Consider the following 25,717-nt stretch of genomic DNA (forward strand, 5'->3'; position numbering starts at 1 on the left):
TCCCTCCTATCATCATTTTTGCCTAAGATGCTGACAATCTCATTATCCGATTTGCCAAAAGAGGAAAAAAGGGTATAATCCTTGCTTAAGTGTCCCCTTTTGAGGAGGTGATTGCATGATGCTGGATTATTTAGAATTCCGCACCTATCTATATGAACGCGAGCAGGAGGAGCGCACCGCGTCGTTCCGGCTGCACGAACTGGAGATCATCTGGCGCTGCAGCGTCAAAAACGCAAAACGGAAATTAAAAAAACTGACAGAGCAGCGTTACTGTTCCTACATTCCCGGCCGTGGCAGGGGAAATCGATCGAAGGTTCAATTTTTTACCGATTTTCGCGAGGAGCTGCATACCGTAATCCAGACATATCTAAAAAACAGAGATTTGGAGCGGCTCATGCATGTATTGCAGCTCCCTTTTCCTCAGCAATGGATAGACGATTTGCGCAAGCCCATACAGGAGCAATTAGGGCTGCAGGCGTCCAATCCTGCCACTGATGTATTGCACGCCATCATAATCCAGCCTGTGACAACCATCGATCCGGCGCATTCATCGATTACGTTCGATCAGATGCTCGTTTCCATGATTGGCGATACCCTTCTTCAATATGACGCGGACAAGGACGAACTTCTGCCTCACCTTGCCATCGCCTGGGAAGCGGATGAACGTTGTGAAATATGGACGATTTATTTGAGAAAACGAGTCCTGTTCCATCACCACCGCACATTGAGGAGCGACGATGTAAAATACAGCTTGGAACGGCTGCAGGAAGCATCGTGTGCCAACCGATGGCTTGCGGAGGATATCGCTTCGATCGACTGCTTGTCCCCGCTTATGGTCCGAATCAATCTGCGTCAGTCCAATCCCTTATTCGGGCGTTACTTGGCGTCAGCGCCGATGACGATTGTACCAGCGGATGCTCCAATACAAGACAAGCATTTCATTGGTACGGGCGCTTACAAACTAACGGAATGCACAGACAACAAAGCGGTATTGGAGGCATTCGACGATTACTTTCAAGAAAGGCCTTATATCGATGCCGTCCAATTTTGGCGGGTACCGCCGGAAAAAGCGCACCTGATTGCGTATCGCATCAATAAAGATGACGAGCAGCCTGAACTGGCGATACAGGAAGATCTCATTGAGAATGGCTTTCGGTTTGTCATGTTCAATACGAAGCAGGTCCCCTTGATGAGAGATAAGAAGTTGCGGCTGGCTATCAACGACCTGTTTGCGATGGATGAGATGTGGCAGGATTTGAACAGAACCGGACTGGTCCATGCCTCTCACTTCTTCCCTTGGAAGAGCAAGCCGATAAAACGAAGCTTAGCGATGGCGAAGCAATGGCTGGAGAATAGCTCCTACAGCGGGGAAATGCTGCATGTATACACGTTGGATTTGCCGGAAGGAAGGGAGGAGGCAGACTGGTTGCAGCGCCGCGCCGCACAAATCGGTTTAAACATGATGCTCCATCCCTACTCTTTCGCTGAGCTGTATGACCGCTCTAAGGATGAGGACATTCATATGATCTTTTCCGGAGAGGTGTCCACGCTTGATCCGCACCTTTCGTTTTTGGGGGCCTTTTACAATGATGCGCTCGCTTTCAGGCGATTCATTGCCGACAATCATATGACCATCATCAATAACAACCTGAAAAGATTGAAGCATGCCCCATTCACCGGGCGAGAGCGGCTTATCGACGAAGTCGTCCAATACATGCACAAGGAAATGCTGATCGTGTTTATGCACCACCCCCTTCAGCAGCGCATGTTCGATCCGATGCTTGAGCATATCCAGTACGATTCCTTCACATTCATCGACCTAAAAAAGCTGTGGGTGCGCCCGCCTTGCTGAAAAAAGTGCACAGTCCCAAGACCGTGCACTTCCCCAGCTTATTATTTTAGCTGTATCGATTCATATTCCTTCTTCCGTCACCTTAATGGGATTTGACCCATTTTGCCACGTCGTTGATGACATCAAGCGGCACGTTGCCCGGAACAAAGTATTCTTCTCCGGTGGAAGGCTTATCTGACGGTACGAAGATATGGTTCAGCTTCGGATACAGCTTGGTTTCTACATCTTTCCGGTTCTCCAATGCTTCCTTCCAACCTTCAAGATGTTCTTTGCCGACCTGGACGTCATTGTCACCTTGAATGATGAAGAGCGGAATTTTCTGGTTCTTGGCGATTTCTCCGCCATAATGGTTGCGGAAATCGAACCACCAGGATGCCATAGCCAGCGGCAAATCTTGCGGATAATGATCTGCCGTATATTTCTCGTCCTTAATCAGTTGCAGCTGTTGCTTCCACATATTCACCTGCGCTTCAAGCTGGGCAATGGCCTGCTCCGGCTGTCCCGCTTCCTTCGCGCGGTTCAGTTGTCCTTCCATCTGGGTCAGCATCAAGTCCTCAAGCGGGCCGGATGGACCGGCCGCAATAATAGCGCCGCGCACTGTCTTCGCACTGTCTTGCGCAAGCAGGCGAGGCACGAGCATGCCGCCTTGGCTGTGGCCCAATACATATACATGCTCCTTGTTCAAACGCTTATCTTGTCCCGCCCATTTGACTGCTGCGAACGCATCGTCAATCGTCTCTTCCTTGACCGTAAACTTCGGCACAGCGGTCGCTTGGAACGGATATTCGCGCGTACGCTTCTCATAGCGGAGCGTCGCTATGCCCTGCTGTGCCAAACCTACAGCCATATCCCGGAACATCTTGCCAGCGCCGATCGATTCGTCACGGTCATTCTGGCCGGATCCGTGCACCAATATGACTACCGGGAACGGGCTCTCGCCTTGTGCAGGCACCGTCAATGTGCCGGGAAGCTTGAATTTGCCGTCGCCGATGACGATGTTTTCTTCTTTATATGCATTCGCATCGTCATATGCCGGAGCTTGATATCCGCCTGACCCGATCATAGCGAAGAACAGCTCGTCGACAAGACCTTGATCATTGTAGCGGATTTCAAGCGGCAGCATCTGCCCTTTATCCGTCTTGAACACAATGCTTACATTTTGGTGCACCCCGTTATCGTCCATGACCGCATTCACGAATTGGGTCGGGAGACCGAACATTCCGGTAAGCAGCTTCGTATGTGAGAGCAGTGTCGTCTTCTTTGTCGCTTCCCGGAGCTCCGGCGTAATCCATTTTTGCAAGTCGGCTTCCGCTTGCGGCTGTGCGGCCAATTTACTCCACTCTGCGACGAACTGGGAGGCACGCGTTTTCCAATCCGAAGCATCTGGAACGACCGAACCGTTAACCCACGAGGCATTCACATGAAGGCCTTGCTTGACCGCTTCCCATGGCACAACCAGAGCGCCCTGCTTGCTGAATTCAGCTTTCGCGGCCAGCTTCAATTGTTCTCCGTTCACATCTGACCGATCGTCATTGAGACGAACTGTCCATACCCGATCACCATAGGCGACTTTGGCAGTTTGATCCTCTGAATTCCATTTCACGTAGGCGCCGACGGATTCAACAGCTTCTCTTAACGGTACCATCGTCAGATTTTCTTGCTCTCCCAATTCAATGGCCGGAGTCTCTTCCGCCGCCAACGCAACGGGTCCCATGCTGCCGAACAACAAGCAAGCGCTCATCATCCATTTCCATGCCGATTTGTTCATATCTACATCCCCTTAACAGATTAAATCAATAACCCAGCTTTCTATATTACGTTTTCAACCCAATATTCGTTCAAGCTCTGCTAATTCTTCTTCCGAAAATGCGAGATTGTCTAAGGCTTTAACATTTAAAGCTTTTCCTTGACGAACAATTAAATCTAAAGCAGCCATCGTTTCTTCCAAAGGCGTATTTGGATCCGGCCGATGAGAGTAAAAAATATCGACATAATCCAGTCCCATCCGCTTCAAGCTCTGATCCAAACTGGCTACGAGATATTTTTTGGAACCCCACTCTCCTTTCCCATCAAAACGCACGATAGCGAAAATCAATATGTATTCCTATTTATTATAATCTATTGGAGACTTTGCTTGTTACTGTTTGTGCGAGAATCGTTGGAAGGGGTTATTCTCCACTCCATTGGCCTTTCACACCTGACTTTGGCGGGAATAGGCGCGCTTCGTACAGACCATATTAATGACACGCTCCATTGAAGCTTGGCGATGCGCCGGAAGCAAGAGCATGTCTGGCAAAACGCCGTCTGTATCGCCACAGACTTTAGCGGAACGGAAAAATAACGTATTCTATTAAGGAGGCAGCAATCATGTCCATTCCTAAACACCGCCGAGTAAATGCCAATAAAATTCGAAAACAGACTCCTCATCCGCCGCATGGCAAAGTAAAGTCCTTCAAAGAACTTGTAGAAGAGTAACTAAATTCGAGGCGCTTGAGCATCGATAAATGATACGCTCAAACGCCTCTATTACGTTACGGATAAAAACGGAAAGTAAAGAGGGGCTTTCATTTCCGTCGTTACATTTATGATTCCCGATCAGCTCCTTTATATCGCAAATAACGCTGCTGCAAATCATGCCAATTGTTGATTCCTGCGCCCGGCATCCAATGCTTTTCGTCTTGACCGTCATAATCAGAGATATGTACGGCTATAATATGGGGAGCGAGCTGGTCAATGAATGCTTCCGGCGTCTCAAACAGCAAATGGTTCACATCTTTACCGCAATTGAAAGCGTATCGCATGGCTCTTGCCGCGAGAGCCTTCCGCACGAACGACGATTTTCCATCCTTTATCCGCCCGAAAGGCTTGGATGGAGGGATCAGATGACGCAACTTCAAGCTGATCATCCGCATTATCCCAATATAAGGTCAGCTGTTTCCTTGTCTGAGTCGGATCGGATATAGCTATGGCGACACCAGTATCCGTCTCCTTCATCATCAAGGCCAGCGGAGCTTCCGCGCGCAGCCCTTTCACCTCTGCAGGAGCAAAGAAATGAACCCCGGTTAGCCCGCTCTTGCTGGCGGACACGGCATGCACTTGACTATCTTGGCGGAGGATGCGAATATCGGGATTCCTGCTGTACGCTGCCGTCCCTTCTGGAGAAGCGTTTGGCAGCAGCACATAATGGTATGAATCCGCGTTCGGTTCCCCCCCGTGCGGAATGGCCAAGCTGCCGTAATGTCTCGTCAGCAGATCGTCTTGCACATTTGGACTTCGGTTTACTTCACGCCATGAATGGGTCCGCGTTTCCCTTATGATACGGAGCGGCTGAAGATCTAAAAATACGACACCCAAGTCTGAGTTCGCCGCATTCCCTTCCATGTGCGCCCACGAAGCACGCTTGAGCATCTCTTCGCCATTCCGCTGCGTCAGCATGTCGTTCCCGTCTGCAATAATCCGATTGGAGCCTTGTCCGTTCAGCTTGCGGTTCTCGACAATCGTTTCCATCGCGCCGTTGCCGCTGCTTCGAATGTCAGTGCCAAGCGCCACGATTTCGTTATCAAACATGAACCATGACTTCTTGCCCTCCAAACTCGTTTTTGTGCTGCCGCTCAATGCGAATTCCATGCCGGCTGTGCCATACATGCCGTCAAGCGATGCTCCTCCTACCCACGGCTTCCGGTTATAATAGGACGCCCAATCTTTTGGTTCCGGCAGCACATGGTCCGTCGTTGTGCCGGGCAGGCGTCCCATATCGATGGTAGCCCAATATCCGTTGCTGAATTGAGACAGATCACCGTTATACAGCGACGTCATGCCGATACCCGTGTACCACCCCTTCACATTCTCGCCGTTCCCGTACTCGAAGGCGGAAATACGCGGGGAAAACATGCTGATGCCGAGAGCAAACCGCTCACGCAGATGAACGGACCTGTCCATTGCGGCAAACAACTGATGTTTAACCAACTCGCCTCTTGGAACGACGCCGTCGTCGGACATCAGATTTTTCACCAAGCTCATTTCATATATATTCAGACCGGCAAAATATGGCTGGAGCGACGTATCGGACAAAGCCCACTCCTTAATCATGGCACGGATGCGCTGGCGTGTCTCTGCCGGGGCCCCTTCCGCCAAGCGCAGCAGCGATATCGCAACCGCACGCCCGGACACATGGTCTTCCGCTGCCGCTCTTGAAATGGCGCGGCCGCGAACCATATCCATCATCGCGCCTTTATAGATAAGCGGCTCGAAGGAGTCGAACACCCACTCGTACACAATGCCCGCATTCGCGTGCTCAATTGGCCAGGCCGATCCGTTGAACAAGTAGAATACGTCAGCCATACCCGATATGAGGACCGCGCCGTAGCTTCCAGTATAGGCAATATTGGCATGCTGGATAATCGAGCCGTCGTCATAGACGCCATCCCCCGATACGGCATATTGATATTCCGAATCCAGCGCATCCCTCGCCTGAAGCAGCTTAGCACTGTTGTCATCCGCCATGCTGCGCAGCGTGACGACCATTGCCTTATCAAGCAGATTCGCGCCATTCTCCACAATATCCGGGTTTACGGTAAACCTGATTTTCGGATCCGGAACAAACCTGTCGATGGCGGCAACGTATTGGCGAAGCTGCTCTGGTGTCAAATCATCATGCATGAGGACGATCAAATCTCCCAGCATGCGGGCAGAGCCGATTTCCCAATCCCACCAATTGCCGAACGTCTTCGTGCGCTCGTTATATTGATGCATGTAGACGAAGTCTATTCCAGAGACTATCGCCCGCCTTAGCTCGTCGCTCTGATAGAAGCGTGATGCCTCCGTTCGATATGCGACAGCCATCGTTCTCAGCTTATCCATGTTGCTGGAAGGCGCCCAAGATACATGCTCCGGCGGCCCTTCTCCCCACAAATTCAACCTTTCCGGCTCCAAGTTCATTGTATCCAGTAATCCGGTATGGCTCTCATTACGAATTTTCGCATCCAGCTCCGCTATTTTGCCGTTCAAATCGAGATCTCCGGGATGATGCAACGCGTTGCCTGTCAAACGGTCAACCCATTTGTCCCGCATGCTCCGGAAGTCCTGCTTCCGATCAACCGTGTCTACATGGACCCGGGACACGGCTTCCACCTTGCCATTCGGCGTTTCCACTCGAATCACGGCAATTCCCTCCTTTTTTCCAATGACAACACCGTCTTGGGTCACTTCAGCCACCTCCGGGTCAAGCGAAGACCACTTGAATAGAATTTCTTCCGTGCCTCCCGGGAATCGGATGGGGGTCAAGCGAATCGATTCTCCCGTTCGCACAGAGGCCGGATTCGGCTGCAGCATTAGAGCGTTGATGACCGGTTCATTGGTCCGACTCAGCTGTGCTTCATCAAAAAAAGCGCTGCCCGTGGCTGATTCAAGAAACAGCTCAATCCGCAGCCGTGCCGCATTGCCGGGAGTTTGTATCGCCAACGTATGCAGCTCCCATCCGGTATTGCCCTTGAGCTTGACGGTGGACGGGCCATCACCTGCTTTTGCGCCGTTCGGCCCGAAGAACTGCGTCCGCACGTAGACACCGCCGTGGCCCGCTTCCGTCCGTACCCGCTCGGCCTTCATCGCCAGCGACAGCACGTAGCTGCTGTCCGGCTCGACGGCCACGTCCTGCAGCACGGCTGCGCGGCTGACCACGTCAGCGTCCACACGGATGGCCCGTTCCCCCTTGTAAACCATGTCCGTCACAGATAGGACAGGTGAACCCGAAGGTGTCCATTCGCTCCAGTGAAGCGGCTCGATATTGTCCTTCCATCGATTCCGGGATGTAGTGCGCACTTCTTCAAAGCTTGAATTTTTCAGTAAATTGGGATAGTTGTTTACGGAGGCTAGCACAAATGAAGCGGCAGCGGGCTCTGCGATTACGGCAGAATCGGCGGCGGTCTGCGAGTGAGCGGTAACAGGGATATAAGGGAACAACAATCCGAAGGCGAATAAGCCGCAGGCAATACGTCTGCGCCCGTTGGTGTAACGATTGTGCAAGAACACTCATCCTTTCCGTTTTTGGAATAGTCAGAAAGTTAGCGCTTACATTCGTTTTAATTATACGGCAGAATATCGGAATGACAATAGTCCAAACCATTATTTCGCAACATTTTTTACGGTGTTGGATAGTGACATCCTCAATAAAGTTTACATATAACAATGGAGAATGGGATGACGAGTATAAAATAATCGTATATTCGGACAACGTGCTGCGGGAGAATGAAACAAAAGCTGTTTCGCAAATATCTGTCATGATTGGTTAGTGTGGGCTCATTATTGGGATGCTGGGGCAGGTCGTGAAGATTACTGCGCTTGCCCTGCAGCTTATTTGGATTCCGAATCTGCTTCAACGTCCAATTTCCTTCCTATTGCACTGCTCGCTTATCCATTTACAAATCTATAAAAATAGATATAATAAACATTATGGAACCTTTATTGATTTATAAAGCATTGTCAAATGAGACACGTCTTCTAATTATGCGTTGGTTAAAGAATCCGGAAGATTTCTTTGATGAAAAACTCTATTTACAGCAAGGCCTCAGCTTTAAAATTGGTGTATGTGTAGGAGATATTCAGGCTAAAGCGGGACTTGCGCAATCTGTCATCTCTAGTTATCTGTTAACGATGCAAAAAGCCGGGTTGTTGGATTCCGAGCGAATCGGGAAGTGGACGTATTATCGCCGGAATGAAAAAATGATCAAACAATTTTCCGAGTATGTCCAGAAGGAACTATAAACAGAAAGGAGGTCTTTTATTTTATATCTACATATATAGATATGAGGTTTCGTATAGAATAAAGCTTTTTGGTATGGATCTTACATCTGAGTCATGTCGCTTGAAGTTCTGCTGGTATATTTTCGACGGTCAGGCTCTTCTAGCGATTTATCAAATCTAATTATATAGATATCTATATATAAAATTCATTCTAGAAATGGAGACTTTTTAAAATGAACAAGATTAACCCTCTGCTTATCATTGTGCTGGCTTTAGGCGTATTCGGCATTATTACGACTGAAATGGGTATTGTAGGAGTTCTGCCCCAGATAACTCAAAAATTTAATATATCAGCTTCACAAGCAGGATGGCTTGTGAGCATATTTGCTTTAGTCGTTGCCATTTCAGGTCCATTCCTTATCTTGCTCGTATCCGGTATAAATCGCAAAGTCATTCTATTAACCTCTGTGTTTGTTTTCACGATTTCAAATATTGTGTATGCCTATACAACGCAGTTTGATGTTATGCTGGTCTTCCGTATTCTTCCTGCTATCTTTCATCCCGTCTTTTTTTCGGTAGCCCTTGTGACTGCAGCCAAGCTTGCCCCTCGTGAAAAAAGCTCCAAAGCAGTCACCAAGGTTTTTGCCGGCATCACGGTCGGGTTTGCTTTAGGCGTGCCTTTGACTTCTTTTCTCGCGGAACAGATTTCGTTAGAAGCAGCTTTCCTGTTCGGAGCTGTGGTAAGCGCCATTGCCTTTGCAGGAATGCTGGCTTGGCTTCCTTCCCTGCCTGTTAAGGAAAAAATGTCTTATGGCAAGCAGCTTGGGATACTGCGCAAACCTCAATTATGGTTAAATATCGCGGCAGTCATATTTATTTTTGCAGCTATGTTTTCTGTGTACAGCTACTTTGCTGGATATCTTGGACAAGTAACGCATATGAATGGTTCCTGGATTAGCGTCATGTTGATGGCATTCGGTCTAATCATGATTTTGGGAAATTTTCTCTTTGGGGGCTTATTGCAAAAAAGCATAACCAAAACCGTAATCCTATATCCCCTCCTAATTACGGCCGTTTACTTATTCGTTTATTATGGGGGTTCGTATTTCATTCCGATGGTTGCTATCGTGTTCGTGTGGGGAGTCGTGCATTCTGGCGGGCTTATTGTCAGTCAGACATGGCTAACCGCGGAGGCGCAAGAAGCTCCTGAATTCGGCAACAGCTTGTTTGTCTCCTTTTCCAATCTTGGCATTACTGTAGGAGCATTTGTCGGTGGTTGGTTTATTTCCCGATTGGGAGTCCATCAACTTATCTGGAGCGGAATGATGTTTGCCCTGCTTGCTTTCTTGTTGATTATTATAAAAATAAAAGTTTTCAGTTCGAGCGCAGAGGCAGCTGAACATAATTATCATCGGGTATAGAGCCTTAAGGGAAAAATGGAGATTCGCGTTATTGACGTCTGTCGTAACGCTGCTGATATTCCTGCACAAAAAAACTTTCCTTACGGCTTTGGGGGGTGCAGGCCTGTGATGGGAGTGTCGGACTTCTCCGTTGCCAATCGTTTATCTCAATGCTAGGCAATATAGCCACTTCCATGTTGAACGTGTACTTGCAGGAAAGAGTGTCCGACTGTCCCGCCAGATTTCATATAATGGCATTGCGGGCAAGGGTTTAGGCCTCTGATAAGATATGTCGAGCCTTGCGACAGCGTCCAGGAGAAGAGGAGCCGATGCGAACTGCATTAGTGCAGTTGTTTTCGCAAAATACCGCCCTCTTCGGTGTCTGGACTGCAAATGTGCAGTTCAAAACAAGAGAATTACCATTATTTGTGCGAATATGTGAAAACGAACTGCACTTTTCAGACTGTTGAAAAATCGGTTTAAGCGGCAGAATTTAGAGCTAAAGGTTTCGATAAGTTCCTTAATTTGGTTAAAAGAACAGGTGGAGTCTTTTGCTTCTGCCCACCTCCGACCTTTTGGGCCAGGTACCTGGCAATCTTTTTTACATTCTGGGCTATTGCGGTCATGAAAGCTTGTTCCTGCGTTTTAGCTCTCCCGCGGAACTTGCAGCGACGATATCCATGAAGCTCTTTTGCATCTGCAAAGCTTCGTTCTATCGTTTGAGGACGCAACTTATAGGCCGCCTCTCCGGAATGGGTTTTCCGGTACTGAGCGACCTTCTCTTTACTCTCTTCCCATATATGTCGTTCGATCTTACGTTGGTGGTTGGCCGATTTCGTACACTGATTGAGCAAGGGGCAGTTTGCACACTCCTCGGCATTTGACGTGTATTCCCGATACCCTTGTCGATTGGTAGTCGTATACATTAGCATTTTTCCTGCGGGACACAGGTAGCCATTTTCTTCTGCATGGTAGATAAACTGTTTCTTCGGAAAAATGTCAGGGGGCGTTGGAGCATTGCGTTCCGCGATAGCCGCAGCGATCTCTAGCTTTAGCGTCTGATCGCATATGTAAGGCGTCATGTACCCCGAATCCAGCGCCACGGCTTCCAGCGTTGATTGAAATGCAAAGGTTTGGATTTGTCGTTTGAGGCGTTCCACGTAGACGGCAGCGTCATTAACATGGCCAGGTGTCACATGGACATCGGTGATAATGTTATATTTATGGTCGACGGTGCGATGGTCGAGATAACAGAATGCCTCCGGTTTACCGCTTCGTTTCATCAGTCCGCACTCGGGATCGGTTTGACTTACTTTACGTGGTTTTTCCTCCCCGGAAGGCTTCCGGGGAGGAAGGGGCTTTTTTCCGTGGCTCTCTCGATCCTCGTTGATGGCCTTCTCTAATTCTTTTAGATAGTCATGAGGGGTCTCTTCGAGAACCTGCATCGTGTAGCGATTATTGTTAGCGTTGGCTCGAATATGAGTCGAATCGGTCACCAAGAGACGACCATCCACCATCTTATGGTTGATCGCTAGATGTACCATTTCATCAAAAATCTCTTGAAAGAGATTCGTATCTTTAAACCGATTATTCCGGTTCCAACTGATCGTCGAGTGATCGGGGACGCGATCGGAGAAACGCAGGCCAAGGAACCAGCGATAAGCAGCATTCGGAATGATTTCTTGCTCCAATTGACGTTCAGAGCGTATGCCGTACAAATATCCGATGAGCATCATTTTAAATAATACAACGGGGTCTAAGGCCGGTCGTCCCTTGGTTTCGCTATAGTAAGGCCGAACTTTCTCCCTGATAAAAGAGAAATCCACATGTTTGTCGATAAGGCGTAGCAGGTGATCTTGAGGTACCAATAAATCCATGCAAATAAGTTCCATTTCATTATGAGCTTTGTTTTCGGACTGCTTGCTATTCAACAAGATCACCACACGCCTCTCATCAGATTAATTACTGATATTGTATCATACTAATGCGTTAATGCACCGGAAAACACGGCTTTTTTCAACAGTCTGACTTTTGCAGTACGTGATGACAAAACCCTTCAGAAGGAAATTTTCAACGGTACAATTGCAGTTGGAGACACCTTTCCTACAAAAAGTCCCTATAAACCGCCCGAAGCCAGCCGGTGGAACGAACTCTAGCTCCTGCAAAAAGGCTTATCAAAAGTGCGGTGAACGATTTAAGAAACCTCTAACATAACGTGACCCATATATGTCTTTTCCATAGAAAAAGGCCCCTTTCGGGGCCTTTCTTTCTTGCTATATCAAGCCTTGGGGCTGATGGATTACATCATTCCGCCCATACCGCCCATGCCGCCCATATCAGGCATTGCAGGCTTATCTTTTTCTGGCTTGTCAGCGATAACCGCTTCAGTTGTCAAGAACATAGCCGCAACGGAAGCTGCATGCTGCAATGCGGAGCGAGTTACTTTCGCAGGGTCCACGATGCCTTGAGCAATCATGTCAACCCATTCGCCAGTTGCCGCGTTGTAGCCTACGCCGACTTTTTCATTTTTCAGGCGCTCAACGATAACGGAGCCTTCTTGACCCGAGTTGTCCGCAATCGTGCGAACTGGGGATTCCAGCGCGCGCAATACGATGTTTACGCCCGTCAACTCGTCGCCAGCAGATTGAACTGCCGCTACCGCTTGGTATACGTTCATCAATGCCGTACCACCACCAGCAACGATGCCTTCTTCCACGGCTGCGCGAGTTGCGTTCAGAGCATCTTCGATGCGCAGTTTGCGCTCTTTCAATTCTGTTTCCGTAGCTGCGCCGACTTTGATAACCGCTACGCCGCCTGCCAATTTAGCAAGGCGCTCTTGCAGCTTCTCTTTGTCGAACTCGGAAGTTGTTTCATCGAGCTGTGTACGGATTTGCTTGATGCGAGCATTGATATCCTCTTTTGCACCAGCGCCGTCAACGATGATTGTGTTTTCTTTCGTAACACGGATTTGGCGAGCTGTACCCAATTGGTCGATCGAAGTCGATTTCAATTCAAGGCCGAGTTCTTCTGTAATCACTTGACCGCCAGTCAATGCAGCGATATCTTGCAACATTGCTTTGCGGCGATCGCCGAAGCCTGGAGCTTTAACGGCTACGCAAGTGAATGTGCCGCGAAGCTTGTTAACGATCAATGTAGCTTGAGCTTCACCTTCAACATCTTCAGCGATGATCAGGAGCTGCTTGCCTTGTTGAACGACTTTCTCAAGAACAGGAAGGATTTCTTGAATGTTGGAAACCTTCTTGTCTGTGATCAAGATATAAGCGTTATCGAGAATCGCTTCCATCTTGTCTGTATCAGTGATCATGTATGGAGATACATAACCGCGGTCGAATTGCATACCTTCAACCACTTCAAGCTCTGTGTTGAAGCCTTTGGATTCCTCGACAGTGATTACGCCGTCCTTGCCGACTTTCTCCATTGCTTCTGCGATCAATGCGCCTACTTCTTCGTCGTCTGCGGAAATAGCCGCAACTTGAGAAATGCTTTGCTTGCCTTCGATAGGCTTCGCAATTTTCTTCAAGTCTTCAACTGCCGCTTTTACGGCTTTCTCGATCCCTTTGCGCACGACCATAGGGTTAGCGCCTGCAGTAACGTTTTTCAAGCCTTCACGAATCATCGCTTGAGCCAATACTGTTGCAGTTGTCGTACCGTCACCGGCTACGTCGTTTGTCTTCGTTGCTACTTCTTTAACGAGCTGAGCGCCCATATTTTCAAACGCATCTTCCAGCTCGATTTCTTTCGCAATCGTTACACCGTCGTTCGTGATAAGCGGGGAACCGAATTTCTTCTCCAACACGACATTGCGGCCTTTAGGACCGAGCGTTACTTTCACGGCATTCGCCAAAGCGTCGACACCGCGAAGCATTGCGCGACGTGCGTCTTCAGAGAACATGATTTCTTTTGCCATCGTGAAACCCTCCTCGATACAATTCGAATTATTGATAGTTCATGTATGATTGGTGCGTGCGATCTGACATTAAATCAGATCCATATGTTTTAACTATTCAGCAAACTTGGCGCAGATGCGGCTATTTAGCCGATAACTGCGTGAATGTCGCTTTCTTTCATAATCAAATACTCTTTGCCGTCGTATTTGATCTCTGTACCTGCGTATTTGGAGAAAATAACGACGTCGCCTTCTTTTACATCCAATGGCACGCGTTGGCCGTCTTTCCATACGCCATTGCCTACAGCGATGACTTTGCCTTCTTGCGGCTTCTCCTTAGCTGTATCCGGCAGTACGATACCGAAAGCTGTAGTTTCTTCCTTCGCGATTGTCTCAATCAATACGCGTTCACCTAAAGGTTTGATCATGAAAATAGCCTCCTTTTAAAGAAGAAGTTATAAGGTGAAGAATCCAACCGCCGCTTACGGGCGACGGACCGGATTCCCAAAAACAAATGGATATCCAGTGTTAGCACTCAAGCACCTCTAGTGCTAATAACCAATTTCTATGATACTGATTTTAGGTTTCGATTGCAAGAGGGTAGCGGGTTAAAAATTTTTAAGATTATAACCAGGAGCCAAGTTCTTGGAATTCCCGCTATCCTTTTTACATGAAAAATAAAAATGCAGGTGCAAAAGAATGCTCTCTGCATCCCTTCAAACCTGCATCATTTCACGATATAACGTTCGGCTCTGGAGTCATCAAGCCGTTGTCGCATCCGACGAACCGTCGAATTCTTCTTCCCATGCCTGCTGCTCGGCCAGCTGTTTGCGGTACACAATCGAAGAAGTGAATACGCTCACCTCATACAAAATCAACAGCGGGATCGACACGAGGATATCGGAGATGATATCCGGCGGCGACAGCATCGTCCCGAGCACGATTAAGCCAAAATAGGCGAACCGGCGCATCTTCCGCAAACGCAGGGGGTTCAAGATCCGAATCCGCGTGAGAAACATGATGACGACGGGAAGCTCGAATAGCAGCGACATTGGCAGCAGGATGTTGAACATAAACGTAAAATACTGCGTAATGCCATACGTCTCCGCCAGCTCCATATGTTTGTTGATTTTTGACGTAAACTCAAACGCCATCGGAAATACGACAAAATACGCAAACGACAGGCCAAGCAAAAAGAGGACAAACACAAACGGCACATACCGAAGCGCAGCGCGCCGTTCTTCCGATTTAAGCCCTGGGCTGACGAATGCCCACAGCTGGTACATAATAAACGGAAGTGTAATGGCTAGAGCCACGATGAAGGCAAATTTCATGTAAATGCCGATACCGTCCCATAACGAAAATCCGTGCAAATTGAATTGGTTCGCCGGTTCCGTATTGCGCAAATAATTGTATATCGGGTCAGCGAGCAGAAATCCGCCAATGAGTCCGACGACCAGCATAATGACAACATAAATAATCCGTTTGCGCAGCTCCGTAATATGCTCAACAATCGTCATTTGATCTTCTGTCTCTTCAGTCATTTGCGACATACTCACACCAACCTGTTCATGACGTTGTAGCGTGTGCAGCACTTTATGAAGGAAAGCCTGCACATAGTAATAAATAATAGCGCCTCAAGCCGCTATTATTCAGGCAAACGACGTTGCTGTTCAGCACTGGCGGCAGGTTGAGAAGCCGATGCAGCCGGGGCCGGCGCTTGGTTCACGTCAACGGATTGCACTTCCTTGCGTGCAGGCTTCACATCTTCATCGTCACCCATAATATCCCGCGCGCCCGCCTTGAATTCACGCAGCGTGCGTCCGAACGCTCGTCCGAGCTCCGGCAGTTTATTGGGTCCGAATAACAATAATGCGATGATTAAAAGCAAAAGAACACCTGATACTCCAATACCATTAAACACAGCGTATTCTCCTTTCGTCGCTTTCTTAATAAAATATGTGTCCAAAAAACAATCCACTGTTTCGGCTTTTTGAACAACTTCTAAAAAAACTTCCTGTGATCTATATCATATCATAGCTGCCAGCCGTAAAATACCAAGAATTGTAACAGTATTTTGAAGGATAGCAAGATTACTCGTGATCGCCGTAATTGCCGCTAATAATTTCGAGGGCATGAGGCAATTGATCCATAATAGCCATCAAATTGTCGTGAACTCCCTTCGGGCTGCCCGGCAAATTAATAATCAATGTATTGCCGCGAATACCGCATACGGAGCGTGACAACATGGCCCGGCGCGTCTTCTGCATGGAAGCAAGCCGCATCGCTTCGGCAAGTCCCGGAACTTCTCTCTCCACGACCTTCAATGTTGCTTCCGGGGTTACATCCCGCGGCGCCAGCCCCGTCCCCCCCGTTGTAATGATTAAGTCCGCTTGAAAGTAATCGGCCATCTCAATGAGGGAAGCCGAAATATCATTCATTTCATCGGGTACGATACGGTATTCGACAATTTCTCCATGCAGCTCTTCTTCTACCAGCTCGCGAATGACCTGCGCACTCGTATCCTCGCGTTCCCCACGCGATCCTTTGTCACTTGCCGTTAGAATCGCCACTTTCCAGCGCATGCCCGTTCCTCCTTCCACGAATTCCCCTTATCGGGTCGTCCTTTGTCGGTTCTATGTATTTCTGTATGTTAAGCTTGATTCGCTTGGTAATCTCCATGTTTGCCGCCGCTCTTCGCGAGCATCGTATGGCAGATGACGATATCTTGCTGCATCGCTTTGCACATGTCATATACCGTGAGTGCAGCTGCCGATACGGCCGTCAGCGCTTCCATTTCCACGTCCGCCATCTTGCCGCGTCCCTCATCATTAAAATGAGTCAAGTGATCCATGTTCGTGTTCATTCCTCAAATTCCTGCTCTCTGCGCAAAAAATTACGCCGTCTTCCGTAAATAACCGCTCGACTGTCATATCATGGGACTCCATAGGCACCCGTTCGATCACTTGCCAAGCGTAAACACAGCTGATGCGAACCGGCAGCGGTATATCAGATGCAGGCTTCCCTTCGCCCCCCGGGACCAAGGTTAACCGACTCGCGGCAATCAACCGGTCCCAAAATCGATCATAATAGCCAGCCCCCAAACCCATGCGCCCTCCTTGACGATCAAAAGCAATGCCTGGAACAACAATAACGTCTAGCAGCGGCCAGTCCGCAGCGGCCAGCTGTTCCGTCTCCGGCACAGGCTCCTGCAGCCCGAAGCATCCGGTAGTATACCGCGTCCGCTCATCCCACCGATGCAGCGTCATCGAGTGGTCGGCCGCTTCCGTCCGGGGAATATAGATGTCATCTCCTGCCGATCGGCATGCCGCCAGCAACGCTTTAATATCCAGCTCCTTGCCGAAAGGGAGATAGGCGAAAATACGCAACGGACGGCCGAGCTGCTCGCGCAGCTCCGCGACGTGGGCAGCAGCTCTGCGGCAGGCCGCCAAGCTGGCTGAACGATATTGTTCATTGGTGACATCACGACGCCGCTGCTTGAACCGTTGGCGCATTTGTCGTTTCTGTTCAGCTGCCGTCACAGAAAATCCCCCTTCACGTTATCCATTAACGAGAATTTGCTCCATACTCTCATCTATGTGCGATTACACTTGTTTTCATTGTTTTTCACGATTTTCAACCTTAGTTTACCATCCTTATTTCGTTTCCGCCACCATTCCCCTTTTTTCTTCCGCTCCAAACCCTTCTTACGTCCGTTCCCCTCTAAATTATGCACGAAAGAAAGGCTTATCGCACTTTTCCACTTTTTTTAGTACACTTAAGGAGATTGTTTGATTGGGGAAAGCTTCAATTCATCATTTACGTTAACTTGTCCAAAACGGAGGAGATATAAAGTGCTGCTTCAAGTGAACGGCATGAGCAAAAATTACGGGATTACCCCCGTATTGACGAACATTACAATGCAAATTCTTGAACGGGAGCGGATCGGCTTGGTAGGCGTCAACGGTGCCGGCAAGTCTACGCTCCTTCAATTGATAGCAGGCGAATTGACGCCAGACGGCGGCACCATTTTCAAGTCCAAAGAAACGCGCATCGGTTATCTTGCGCAAAATAGCGGCCTGCAATCCGAGCGTTCCATCTGGGACGAGATGATGCACGTCTTCGAGCATCTAATGGAAGCGGAGCAAGAGCTGAGAGACTTGGAGCATCAGATTGCAGATCCGAAGCTGGCCGAAGACGAAGCTAAATATGAAGACATACTGCACCGTTATGCGGAGCGTTCGGAATGGTTCCGCCAGCAAGGCGGCTACGAGATGGAGACGCGCGTCCGCAGCGTTCTGCATGGGATGGGCTTCGCACAGATGGATCCAAAAACTCCGATTCATACGTTAAGCGGAGGCCAGAAGACGAGACTCGCGCTGGCGCGCATTTTGCTGCAGCAGCCGGACCTTCTCCTGCTCGATGAACCGACGAACCACCTTGACATTCATACGCTTACTTGGCTTGAGTCATATTTGCGTTCTTATCCCGGCGCGGTTCTGGTCGTATCACATGACCGTTATTTCCTTGATGCCATGGTAACGACCATTATTGAAATCGAGCGTCACCAAGCCAAAAGATACACCGGTAATTACACGAAGTACATGGAATTGAAGGCAGCCGAATATGAGCAGCAGTTAAAGCTGTATGAGAAGCAGCAGGATGAGATCGCGCGGATGGAGGATTTCGTGCAACGGAACCTTGTCCGGGCATCGACGACCAAGCGCGCCCAAAGCCGCCGCAAAGCGCTAGACCGTATGGAACGAATCGACAAACCGCTCGGCGATTTGAAAAAGGCGAATTTCAGCTTCGAAATTACCCGCCAAAGCGGCAAAGATGTGCTTTACGTTCAGGATGCGGCTGTCGGCTATGATAACCACCCGCCTCTCTTTGAACACGCAAGCTTCGAATTGAAGCGTGGAGAAATGGTCGCCTTAATCGGACCGAACGGAATCGGCAAATCAACACTGCTAAAGACGCTGATTGGAAAGCACCCGCTGCAAGCGGGGCAGTTCCATTGGGGCACGAACGTCTCGATCGGTTACTATGATCAGGAGCAGACTACGCTCAATAACAGCAATACCGTGCTGGAGGAAGTATGGAGCGCTTATCCCCACCTTGAAGAAGTGCGGATTCGCACCGTTCTTGGCAGCTTCCTGTTCAGCGGAGAAGACGTGCTGAAGAAAATCGGATCCTTGAGCGGGGGAGAAAAAGCCCGGGTCGCGTTGGCAAAACTAATGCTTGAGCAAGCCAATATGCTCATACTGGATGAGCCGACGAACCATTTGGACTTATTCAGCAAAGAAGTATTGGAATCCGCACTCATGGATTATGAAGGAACCGTGCTGTTCATTTCACATGACCGCTACTTTTTGAACAAAATGGCAGAGCGCATCGTCGAGTTGAGTCCAACCGGAACCTGTCATTTCCTGGGAAATTATGACGATTATCAAGCTAAAAAACAGGAGCTGGCTGAAGACGAGGCGATACGCGCCTCCTTGCAGCCGACCGGCGGCACGAGCAAGCCCTCGACGTTTCAAGGCGGAAAAACGGCTGATGATTCAGACGATTCGAAGAGCGGAGCCGCGGCATTCGAAGCGGACAAGCTGGCCAAACGCGAAGAACGGGCGCGTCAGCGGAAGCTGGAGCAATTGGAGAAGCAGATTGCAGAGCTTGAAGCGGAAATTGCGGAACGTGAATTGGAACTAGCCGAGCCTGAAGTATACAACGACTATGTGCGTGTTCAATCGATACAAGAGCAGCTGGACGCGGACAAAACGGCGCTTAACGCCGTGTATGCGCAATGGGAGCAATTGATGGAAGAGTAGGACACAAGTCTGGGTGATGAGAGGGACAGTTCCCCACTGTCTCTCTCATCCATTGGATGTTGTGCAATGAAACACCAACGTATATGACGATAGGTCTCATTGGAAATCAATCAGTGGTTTGGCACGCTTTCCGCAGCAGTCCTTGAAAAGCGGCCCAGACCATTACTGCACGCAAATGACTTGTCCCTTCGTCATTTTTACGAGTTCTTCCGGTGTTAGTTGAAAAACTGCTTTCGGATGTCCTGCGGCAGCCCATATCTCTTCAAATTGCAAGAGGTCCTCATCAATAAAAGTCATAATAGACTCCTTATGTCATAAAGGCGGCACTCCCCCGATAACAAATCCTGTATGTTCACGCACAAAATCCGCATCGGCTTTTCCTAGCTTCTCATTGAGCATTTTGCTAATTTTCTTTTCATCAATTCTGTTTATTCCGCTTGCGACAACCAATAAAGGTTTTCCCGAAGCTTTAATCCGAAAGATGATTGACTTCGCAATTTGTGCGACCTGACAGCCTATTGCATCTGCTGCTTCTTGAGCGGTGCGCGTGCTGTCTGGAAGTTCTGCCACCTTATTGCTATATCCCAACTCCAAAAGTTTATTTTGCACCGCTTTGGCGCTGTCCTTTATTTCTTCCATGGCTTAGGCCCTCCGACAATTGTGCATTTTTGCGCCTCACACTACATCTTCTACCTTATTAACAAAATGACATCGTTATCTTCCCTCTCCCGGCAAGCGAGGATACCTCCGCCAACGCTCCATTGACCAAAGTCAATTGCGGGGGAACATGGCCAATGTCGGCGTCATAGATGACTGGAATCTGTATATCATCGAAGATGTGGCGCAGCGCATCCTGAAGTTCGAAATTTTGGGTTGGCGCATAACCATTCGGTCTCCCAAAAAGAAACCCGTTCGCATGTTCAAACCACCCGCATTGCTTCATCTGCCATAAATGCCTGTATATATCGGCCGCATTCATTTCGCTGCTTTCCATGTACCATATGATCCCGTCCTGTTTGCAATACTTGTGGGAGAACTCATTGATAGGCGCAAAAGGCGTCCCGACAAGGATAGATAAAGTATCCAGACAACCGCCCAGCAGTCTCCCTGTAAAATGAAGCCCGCTATCAGAATCCTCTTCCTGGCCGAGCGTCTTCCACCTTGTAGGGGTATCCAATTGATACCCGGGAGTGGAAAAGTCCCAGAAAGACTGAAAGAAAGCCGAGGAGGTCTGAACAACGGTTTGGTTATGTTCTGTGCTCAAAACGTCCTCCCAACGGGCAGTAGTTTCATCCCAATTGCCGGAACCGAGCTCGATATAATTCACTCCATGCGCTGTAGCGCATCCTGTTCGCAACGTATAGGCGAAGTTGAATGTGCTGATATCCGAGTATCCCAGAATCCATTTAGGCTGCTGATTTTTCAATGAATCCCAATCCAAGAGAGGCAATATTTCGATAAGGAATTCGCCGCCCCAAGGCGGAATAACAGCGTTCACTCTTTCATCTGACAGAAAGTCTTGAAGTTCGCGCGCCCTTTGCTCCTTGCCAGAACTAACGCATTTATCATTCGTCCAAATCGTCTTTCCTTCCATCACCTCGTACCCCGAATCCTCGAACTCGATTTTTGACCGTGTCAGTAAATGGTGCAAGTGCTCTTCAACCCCGCTGGAAGGGGCGGTAATGGCAATGCAATCTCCTTTTCTTAGCGGTGCGGGATATTTGATTGTATCGCGCAAAGATTTCTCCTCCTTTCATGAAACATGGCGCGGATGCTGATTTTCATGCTTGCTTCTCACGAGAAATCTGTGCTCATGAAAGTCACAGGTTATGCACAAAATCAATCCATGCAAATGAGAACATATTTGCAACCCAACTTCGTTTTTTTATTGGTGCACCAGTATTATTTTTTTGTAAACCAACATTATCCACTGATTTATCCACATTATCCACAGAAAAGATGCTTTTGTATGCAAAACCTATCCCCTTTTTCATAGAAAATAGACCGTAAGTCCCGAAAGGCTGTAAGCGTTATATCCACATTTTCAACAGGATATGTGGATAACTTTGTCCACATATGATTAGGATATCTCTTTGGACTGTGCAGGAACAGCTGCCTGAACGGCTTCAGCGCCGTTATCGCCGTCATTCTCTTGAGCGCGCAGCGCTTGATTGCATGCCGCGATATAGGCTTGCGCAGCAGCCAGCACAATATCTTGATTCATGGCGCTTCCTTGGTACGTATGATTGTATAGCGACACGGTAACAACGGCCTCGCCCGACGCTGCTTCTCCGGAAGACAGGGAATGCAGCTCCAAGTCTTCAAATTGGACCGGCGCCTGCACAGATTGCGCGATTGCCCGGATAACCGCTTCTATCGGACCGCCCCCGACTCCCGCGTAAGTCGCTTCCTGTCCAGTCGCTTGATTCTTGACCGTAACGGAAGCGACGCTAGCGCGAGAACTGCCCGCGATCACCTGCACATCGAGCAATTGAATGGGCTCCAGCTGCTGATGCAGCGTCTCCCCGATGCATTGCAGCAACTGATCGTCCGTGACGACCTTTTGCTTATCCGCTATTTCCTTAAAGCGATCGTAGACCTCATCCAACTGAACCGTGTCCAACTGCACTCCGTATTGAGCGGCACGATGCTTCAGCGCATGTCTGCCTGAATGCTTGCCAAAAATAATCATATGATGCGGGATGCCCAGCTTAACCGGGTCCATAATTTCATAGGTGCTGCGATGCTTGAGCAATCCGTCTTGATGAATGCCTGATTCATGCTGGAAAGCGTTGCGACCGACGATCGGCTTGTTGAAGGCAATCGGAAAATGCATCATGCGGCTGACCATGCGCGACGTCTCGTACAAGTGCTCGGGCCGGATGTTCGTGTCAGCCTGCAAAGCCTCGCCCCTCGTGTCAAGTGCCATAATGAGCTCCTCCAACGCGCAATTCCCCGTGCGTTCTCCGACTCCATTCACGGTCACTTCAATCTGCGTGGCGCCAGCCTGGATCGCGGCAAGACTATTCGCCACCGCCAAGCCGAGATCGTTATGACAATGGGCGCTGAAGGCTACGTGCTCCGCTCCGCGCGCTCCTTGACGCACCTTCCGGAACAATGCGCCGTATTCTTCAGGCAATGCATATCCGACCGTGTCGGGTAGATTGATGATGGTCGCCCCTTCTTCGATGGCCGCTTCCACCAGTTCGATGATGAAGTCCACATCCGCGCGCGTCGCATCCATGGCCGTGAATTCGATCGGATCGACGAATTGCTTCGCATAAGCGACCGTCTCCCGCGCCATCTGCTTGACCTCGGCCCGCGATTTGCGCAGCTGGTGCTTCAAGTGTATATCCGAAGCCGAGACAAAGACATGAATGCGGCGTAAAGCGGCGTCTTCAGTTGCGCGCACTGCCGCATCGATATCACCGCGAACCGCCCGCGCGAAGCCGCAAATTTCCACCTCCGGCAGCATGCGCGAGATGCGCTGCACCGCTTCGAACTCGCCTGGACTGGACACCGGGAAACCCGGCTCCATCACATCTACTCCAAGCTGCGCCAATCGAGATGCCAGCGCCAGCTTCTGTTCAAGCCTCAAAGCGGCACCGGGCGCTTGCTCTCCATCGCGCAGCGTCGTATCGAAAATGTGGATTCTGTTTCCGTTCATGCTATGAAAGCGGCGTTCGTTATTCATTGATTTCATCCTCCGTATCTTTTAAGTTATGGAACAAAAAAACCTGTCGTCTCCATGTTAGAGACGACAGGTTCTGCCGCGGTACCACTCCAATTGAGGCATGGGGAACGTATTGTTGCCATGCTTCCGCTTGAGCCTTGTAACGGGAGGGACCGTAGCGGCCTAGCACTTCGCTGCCTACCGATTTCAATCGGCTAGGCAGCAATGCATTTCAGCTGCTCCACTTCGAGGCGAGTTCAGACCGTTCCGCCGCTGCGTCGCACCAACCCGCAGCTCTCTGCTCAAGGCATCCACCGTCTTACTGCTCCTGTTCATCGTGTTATCTTATTCTTATCTATACGCAGGTTGCTCCAAATGTTGTCTTTAAAAATAAAAAAACCTGTCGTCTCGATTAGAGACGACAGGTGTTCTGCCGTGGTACCACTCTACTTGATGGGCCTTCATCCTCGCGAAAGATGAAGCAGCCATCCGCTTCATGCGCACAACGCCGGGCCTATATCCGGACATTCGCCGTTATGCGCGCCCGATGACGGGGGCTCCGTAATGGCGTACTGCATAGTCGATTCCGCCATTCCGCTCACAGGCGAGTTCAGGCCGACTGCCGCTGTGTCGCACCAACCCACAGCTCTCTGAGACAAGTCTAAACCTTACTGCTCCTGATCTTAGCGTTTAACCGATATTCCCATTCCATGGAAGGATTAGGTTTGTTGAATATTATATTGTTCGTTGCTGGCATAGTCAATACCTTTTGAGCAAATAATTAAAAGCCTTTTTAGTTTCCGACGGACCAGCCTTCAAGAGAGAACAGCGGGCCTGCTTGGAAGTCAAGCGGAGTGAATTGTCCGCTCTTCCATTTCAAATAGGCGGCAGCGCCAATCATCGCCGCATTATCGGTGCAATATTCGAACGGCGGCACCAGCAGCGGCACGCCTTCCGCCTTGCAGCGCTCGCCTAGAGCCGCGCGAAGACCGCGATTAGCCGCCACGCCGCCGCAAAGCAATAGCTGCTTCGCGTGGTACTCCTTCACGGCGCGCATCGCTTTGCCCGTAAGCACGTCGATTACCGATTCCTGAAATCCGCGGGCGACTGCAGCATACACCGGCGGCTCACCGCGCATTTTCGCTTGATTGATCACATTCAGAACCGCTGACTTCAAGCCGCTGAAGCTGAAATCATAGGAATCCGGCTCAAGCCAAGCGCGCGGCAGCTCGATTACTTCCTCTGCCTCCCCGGCCAAGCGATCGATATGCGGGCCTCCAGGATAAGGAAATCCGACGGCTCGCGCCACTTTATCGTAAGCCTCGCCCACAGCGTCATCTCTAGTCTTCCCAATAACGCGAAATTGACCCTCGCTCTCCAAATGGACAAGCTCCGTATGTCCGCCGGACACGACAAGCGCCATGCACGGGTATTCCATTTGTTCCGTAAGCTGATTGGCATAAATATGTCCTGCGATATGGTGCGTGCCGATAAGCGGGATATCCAATGCCATGGCAAGCCCCTTCGCCGCGACAATGCCAACGAGCAGCGAGCCTACAAGACCGGGACCTTGCGTCACCGCAATCGCGTCCACATCGGACAACGCGATGCCAGCTTCGGCAACCGCTTGTTCCAGCATGACCGTAATCGTCTCCACATGCTTGCGCGAGGCGATCTCCGGCACGACGCCGCCAAAACGGCGGTGAACGTCGATTTGACTCGATACCATATTGGACAGCACTTCGCGTCCGTTGCGCACGATGGCGACCGACGTCTCGTCACAGCTCGTTTCCACGGCTAAAATAGTGCATGATTTCGATGGTTCAGAACTACAATTTATCAATGAATTCACCTGCTTTAGTCATTCGACGCCAGATCCGTCCACATAATCAACGCGTCTTCTTGATTGTCTGAATAGTAGCCTTTCCGAATGCCGCAGCCCGTAAAGCCGAACTTGGCGTATAGACGCTGTGCCACCTGATTGGATACACGAACCTCCAATGTCATCTTCTGCATCTGCAGCGCCATGGCGCGCACCACCAGCTCCAATAGCAGACGCTCGCCCAGTCCATGACCGCGAAAATCGGGATGAACGGCAATATTGGTAATGTGCGCCTCATCAATGACCGTCCACATGCCGGCATAACCGATAATGCGCTCCTCGAAAATCATGACAACATATTTGGCAAAATGATTTTGCGTCAGCTCGTTGCGAAAAGCGTCTTGCGTCCAGGGCATCGTAAAAGAAGCATGCTCCACCGTCATGACGCCGGGAATATCCTCAATCGTCATCCAACGCAAATCGACGGGAATCTCTTC

Annotated in this window: 21 protein-coding genes, 2 pseudogenes and 2 other annotated features; of the genes and pseudogenes, 5 read left to right on the top strand and 18 right to left on the bottom strand. The window is 49.6% G+C overall.

What is annotated here, in order from left to right; all coding sequences use genetic code 11:
* Positions 1–115: 115 nt before the first annotated feature.
* Positions 116–1,852: an ABC transporter substrate-binding protein gene (locus JSQ80_RS05995; protein WP_206094704.1), complete on the top strand. Its 1,737-nt coding sequence runs from the start codon at positions 116–118 to the stop codon at positions 1,850–1,852.
* Between the two features lie 82 nt (positions 1,853–1,934).
* Here JSQ80_RS05995 and JSQ80_RS06000 read toward each other — a convergent pair whose 3' ends face one another.
* Positions 1,935–3,620, bottom strand: a complete 1,686-nt coding sequence (locus tag JSQ80_RS06000) for an alpha/beta hydrolase family protein (protein WP_240463567.1) — start codon at positions 3,618–3,620, stop codon at positions 1,935–1,937.
* A 60-nt stretch (positions 3,621–3,680) separates the two neighbouring features.
* Positions 3,681–3,914: pseudogene (locus JSQ80_RS06005) on the bottom strand (aldo/keto reductase); the annotation flags it as partial.
* A 305-nt stretch (positions 3,915–4,219) separates the two neighbouring features.
* On the opposite strand from JSQ80_RS06005, the gene JSQ80_RS28920 reads away from it, so the two are divergent.
* On the top strand, positions 4,220–4,327 hold the full coding sequence (locus JSQ80_RS28920) for a DUF6254 family protein (RefSeq protein ID WP_240463568.1): 108 nt from the start codon (positions 4,220–4,222) through the stop codon (positions 4,325–4,327).
* A 107-nt stretch (positions 4,328–4,434) separates the two neighbouring features.
* Here JSQ80_RS28920 and JSQ80_RS06010 read toward each other — a convergent pair whose 3' ends face one another.
* Positions 4,435–4,614: a hypothetical protein gene (locus JSQ80_RS06010; protein ID WP_206094705.1), complete on the bottom strand. Its 180-nt coding sequence runs from the start codon at positions 4,612–4,614 to the stop codon at positions 4,435–4,437.
* Between the two features lie 13 nt (positions 4,615–4,627).
* A complete protein-coding gene (locus tag JSQ80_RS06015; RefSeq protein WP_206094706.1) occupies positions 4,628–7,873 on the bottom strand; it encodes a polysaccharide lyase family 8 super-sandwich domain-containing protein in 3,246 nt (1,081 codons plus the stop codon).
* Between the two features lie 426 nt (positions 7,874–8,299).
* On the opposite strand from JSQ80_RS06015, the gene JSQ80_RS06020 reads away from it, so the two are divergent.
* Positions 8,300–8,611, top strand: a complete 312-nt coding sequence (locus tag JSQ80_RS06020; protein ID WP_206094707.1) for an ArsR/SmtB family transcription factor — start codon at positions 8,300–8,302, stop codon at positions 8,609–8,611.
* 212 nt (positions 8,612–8,823) lie between these two features.
* The gene (locus JSQ80_RS06025; protein WP_206094708.1) at positions 8,824–10,011 is read left to right on the top strand and encodes an MFS transporter; all 1,188 of its coding nucleotides are present in this window, start codon (positions 8,824–8,826) and stop codon (positions 10,009–10,011) included.
* Between the two features lie 458 nt (positions 10,012–10,469).
* On the opposite strand, the gene JSQ80_RS06030 is transcribed toward JSQ80_RS06025, so the two are convergent.
* The 8 genes and pseudogenes from JSQ80_RS06030 to JSQ80_RS06065 all read right to left on the bottom strand — a co-directional run bounded on the left by JSQ80_RS06030 (position 10,470) and on the right by JSQ80_RS06065 (position 17,439).
* The gene (locus JSQ80_RS06030) at positions 10,470–11,924 is read right to left on the bottom strand and encodes an IS1182 family transposase (protein ID WP_272491159.1); all 1,455 of its coding nucleotides are present in this window, start codon (positions 11,922–11,924) and stop codon (positions 10,470–10,472) included.
* A 365-nt stretch (positions 11,925–12,289) separates the two neighbouring features.
* The gene (groL, locus tag JSQ80_RS06035; RefSeq protein WP_087435775.1) at positions 12,290–13,918 is read right to left on the bottom strand and encodes a chaperonin GroEL; all 1,629 of its coding nucleotides are present in this window, start codon (positions 13,916–13,918) and stop codon (positions 12,290–12,292) included.
* A 125-nt stretch (positions 13,919–14,043) separates the two neighbouring features.
* The gene (gene groES / locus JSQ80_RS06040) at positions 14,044–14,325 is read right to left on the bottom strand and encodes a co-chaperone GroES (RefSeq protein ID WP_087435776.1); all 282 of its coding nucleotides are present in this window, start codon (positions 14,323–14,325) and stop codon (positions 14,044–14,046) included.
* A 333-nt stretch (positions 14,326–14,658) separates the two neighbouring features.
* Positions 14,659–15,441 carry a twin-arginine translocase subunit TatC gene (gene tatC / locus JSQ80_RS06045; RefSeq protein WP_087435852.1) on the bottom strand — a complete coding sequence of 261 codons (783 nt, stop codon included), beginning with the start codon at positions 15,439–15,441 and terminating at the stop codon, positions 14,659–14,661.
* 104 nt (positions 15,442–15,545) lie between these two features.
* Positions 15,546–15,821: a twin-arginine translocase TatA/TatE family subunit gene (locus JSQ80_RS06050; protein ID WP_087435853.1), complete on the bottom strand. Its 276-nt coding sequence runs from the start codon at positions 15,819–15,821 to the stop codon at positions 15,546–15,548.
* A 169-nt stretch (positions 15,822–15,990) separates the two neighbouring features.
* The gene (locus tag JSQ80_RS06055) at positions 15,991–16,482 is read right to left on the bottom strand and encodes a MogA/MoaB family molybdenum cofactor biosynthesis protein (RefSeq protein ID WP_087435777.1); all 492 of its coding nucleotides are present in this window, start codon (positions 16,480–16,482) and stop codon (positions 15,991–15,993) included.
* A 68-nt stretch (positions 16,483–16,550) separates the two neighbouring features.
* Positions 16,551–16,700 (bottom strand): annotated as a pseudogene (locus JSQ80_RS06060) (cyclic pyranopterin monophosphate synthase MoaC); the annotation flags it as partial.
* Positions 16,701–16,728: 28 nt separating this feature from the next.
* Complete coding sequence (locus JSQ80_RS06065) at positions 16,729–17,439, bottom strand: 5-formyltetrahydrofolate cyclo-ligase (RefSeq protein WP_206094709.1); 711 nt, start codon at positions 17,437–17,439, stop codon at positions 16,729–16,731.
* A gap of 312 nt (positions 17,440–17,751) precedes the next feature.
* Here JSQ80_RS06065 and JSQ80_RS06070 point away from each other — a divergent pair, with 312 nt between their 5' ends.
* On the top strand, positions 17,752–19,725 hold the full coding sequence (locus tag JSQ80_RS06070) for an ABC-F family ATP-binding cassette domain-containing protein (RefSeq protein WP_087435780.1): 1,974 nt from the start codon (positions 17,752–17,754) through the stop codon (positions 19,723–19,725).
* A 162-nt stretch (positions 19,726–19,887) separates the two neighbouring features.
* On the opposite strand, the gene JSQ80_RS29425 is transcribed toward JSQ80_RS06070, so the two are convergent.
* From JSQ80_RS29425 to rimI, 6 genes are all read right to left on the bottom strand, one after another.
* A complete protein-coding gene (locus JSQ80_RS29425) occupies positions 19,888–20,022 on the bottom strand; it encodes a YbaK/EbsC family protein (protein ID WP_272491079.1) in 135 nt (44 codons plus the stop codon).
* Positions 20,023–20,037: 15 nt separating this feature from the next.
* Positions 20,038–20,364 carry a YbaK/EbsC family protein gene (locus JSQ80_RS06075; RefSeq protein WP_240463569.1) on the bottom strand — a complete coding sequence of 109 codons (327 nt, stop codon included), beginning with the start codon at positions 20,362–20,364 and terminating at the stop codon, positions 20,038–20,040.
* 58 nt (positions 20,365–20,422) lie between these two features.
* Entirely contained in the window at positions 20,423–21,463 is a 1,041-nt protein-coding gene (locus tag JSQ80_RS06080; RefSeq protein WP_206094710.1) for a S66 family peptidase, read from the bottom strand.
* Positions 21,464–21,805: 342 nt separating this feature from the next.
* On the bottom strand, positions 21,806–23,419 hold the full coding sequence (locus JSQ80_RS06085; protein ID WP_206094711.1) for a 2-isopropylmalate synthase: 1,614 nt from the start codon (positions 23,417–23,419) through the stop codon (positions 21,806–21,808).
* Positions 23,420–23,475: 56 nt separating this feature from the next.
* Positions 23,476–23,743 (bottom strand) — a binding site (T-box leader).
* A 66-nt stretch (positions 23,744–23,809) separates the two neighbouring features.
* Positions 23,810–24,092: a binding site (T-box leader), on the bottom strand.
* Positions 24,093–24,191: 99 nt separating this feature from the next.
* Positions 24,192–25,241 carry a tRNA (adenosine(37)-N6)-threonylcarbamoyltransferase complex transferase subunit TsaD gene (tsaD, locus tag JSQ80_RS06090; protein WP_206094712.1) on the bottom strand — a complete coding sequence of 350 codons (1,050 nt, stop codon included), beginning with the start codon at positions 25,239–25,241 and terminating at the stop codon, positions 24,192–24,194.
* 14 nt (positions 25,242–25,255) lie between these two features.
* Positions 25,256–25,690 carry a ribosomal protein S18-alanine N-acetyltransferase gene (rimI, locus tag JSQ80_RS06095; RefSeq protein ID WP_411829063.1) on the bottom strand — a complete coding sequence of 145 codons (435 nt, stop codon included), beginning with the start codon at positions 25,688–25,690 and terminating at the stop codon, positions 25,256–25,258.
* Positions 25,691–25,717 lie beyond the last annotated feature (27 nt).

The organism is Paenibacillus apiarius (assembly GCF_017052585.1).
Classification (GTDB): Bacteria; Bacillota; Bacilli; order Paenibacillales; family Paenibacillaceae; genus Paenibacillus_B; species Paenibacillus_B apiarius.

Coding starts and splice junctions, on each gene's coding strand:
- JSQ80_RS05995 (WP_206094704.1), top strand. CDS start 116: ATGATGCTGGATTATTTAGAATTCCGCACCTATCTATATGAACGCGAG.
- JSQ80_RS06000 (WP_240463567.1), bottom strand. CDS start 3,620: ATGAACAAATCGGCATGGAAATGGATGATGAGCGCTTGCTTGTTGTTC.
- JSQ80_RS28920 (WP_240463568.1), top strand. CDS start 4,220: ATGTCCATTCCTAAACACCGCCGAGTAAATGCCAATAAAATTCGAAAA.
- JSQ80_RS06020 (WP_206094707.1), top strand. CDS start 8,300: ATGGAACCTTTATTGATTTATAAAGCATTGTCAAATGAGACACGTCTT.
- JSQ80_RS06025 (WP_206094708.1), top strand. CDS start 8,824: ATGAACAAGATTAACCCTCTGCTTATCATTGTGCTGGCTTTAGGCGTA.
- groL (WP_087435775.1), bottom strand. CDS start 13,918: ATGGCAAAAGAAATCATGTTCTCTGAAGACGCACGTCGCGCAATGCTT.
- groES (WP_087435776.1), bottom strand. CDS start 14,325: ATGATCAAACCTTTAGGTGAACGCGTATTGATTGAGACAATCGCGAAG.
- tatC (WP_087435852.1), bottom strand. CDS start 15,441: ATGACTGAAGAGACAGAAGATCAAATGACGATTGTTGAGCATATTACG.
- JSQ80_RS06055 (WP_087435777.1), bottom strand. CDS start 16,482: ATGCGCTGGAAAGTGGCGATTCTAACGGCAAGTGACAAAGGATCGCGT.
- JSQ80_RS29425 (WP_272491079.1), bottom strand. CDS start 20,022: ATGACTTTTATTGATGAGGACCTCTTGCAATTTGAAGAGATATGGGCT.
- JSQ80_RS06075 (WP_240463569.1), bottom strand. CDS start 20,364: ATGGAAGAAATAAAGGACAGCGCCAAAGCGGTGCAAAATAAACTTTTG.
- JSQ80_RS06085 (WP_206094711.1), bottom strand. CDS start 23,419: ATGAATAACGAACGCCGCTTTCATAGCATGAACGGAAACAGAATCCAC.
- rimI (WP_411829063.1), bottom strand. CDS start 25,690: ATGACGATTGAGGATATTCCCGGCGTCATGACGGTGGAGCATGCTTCT.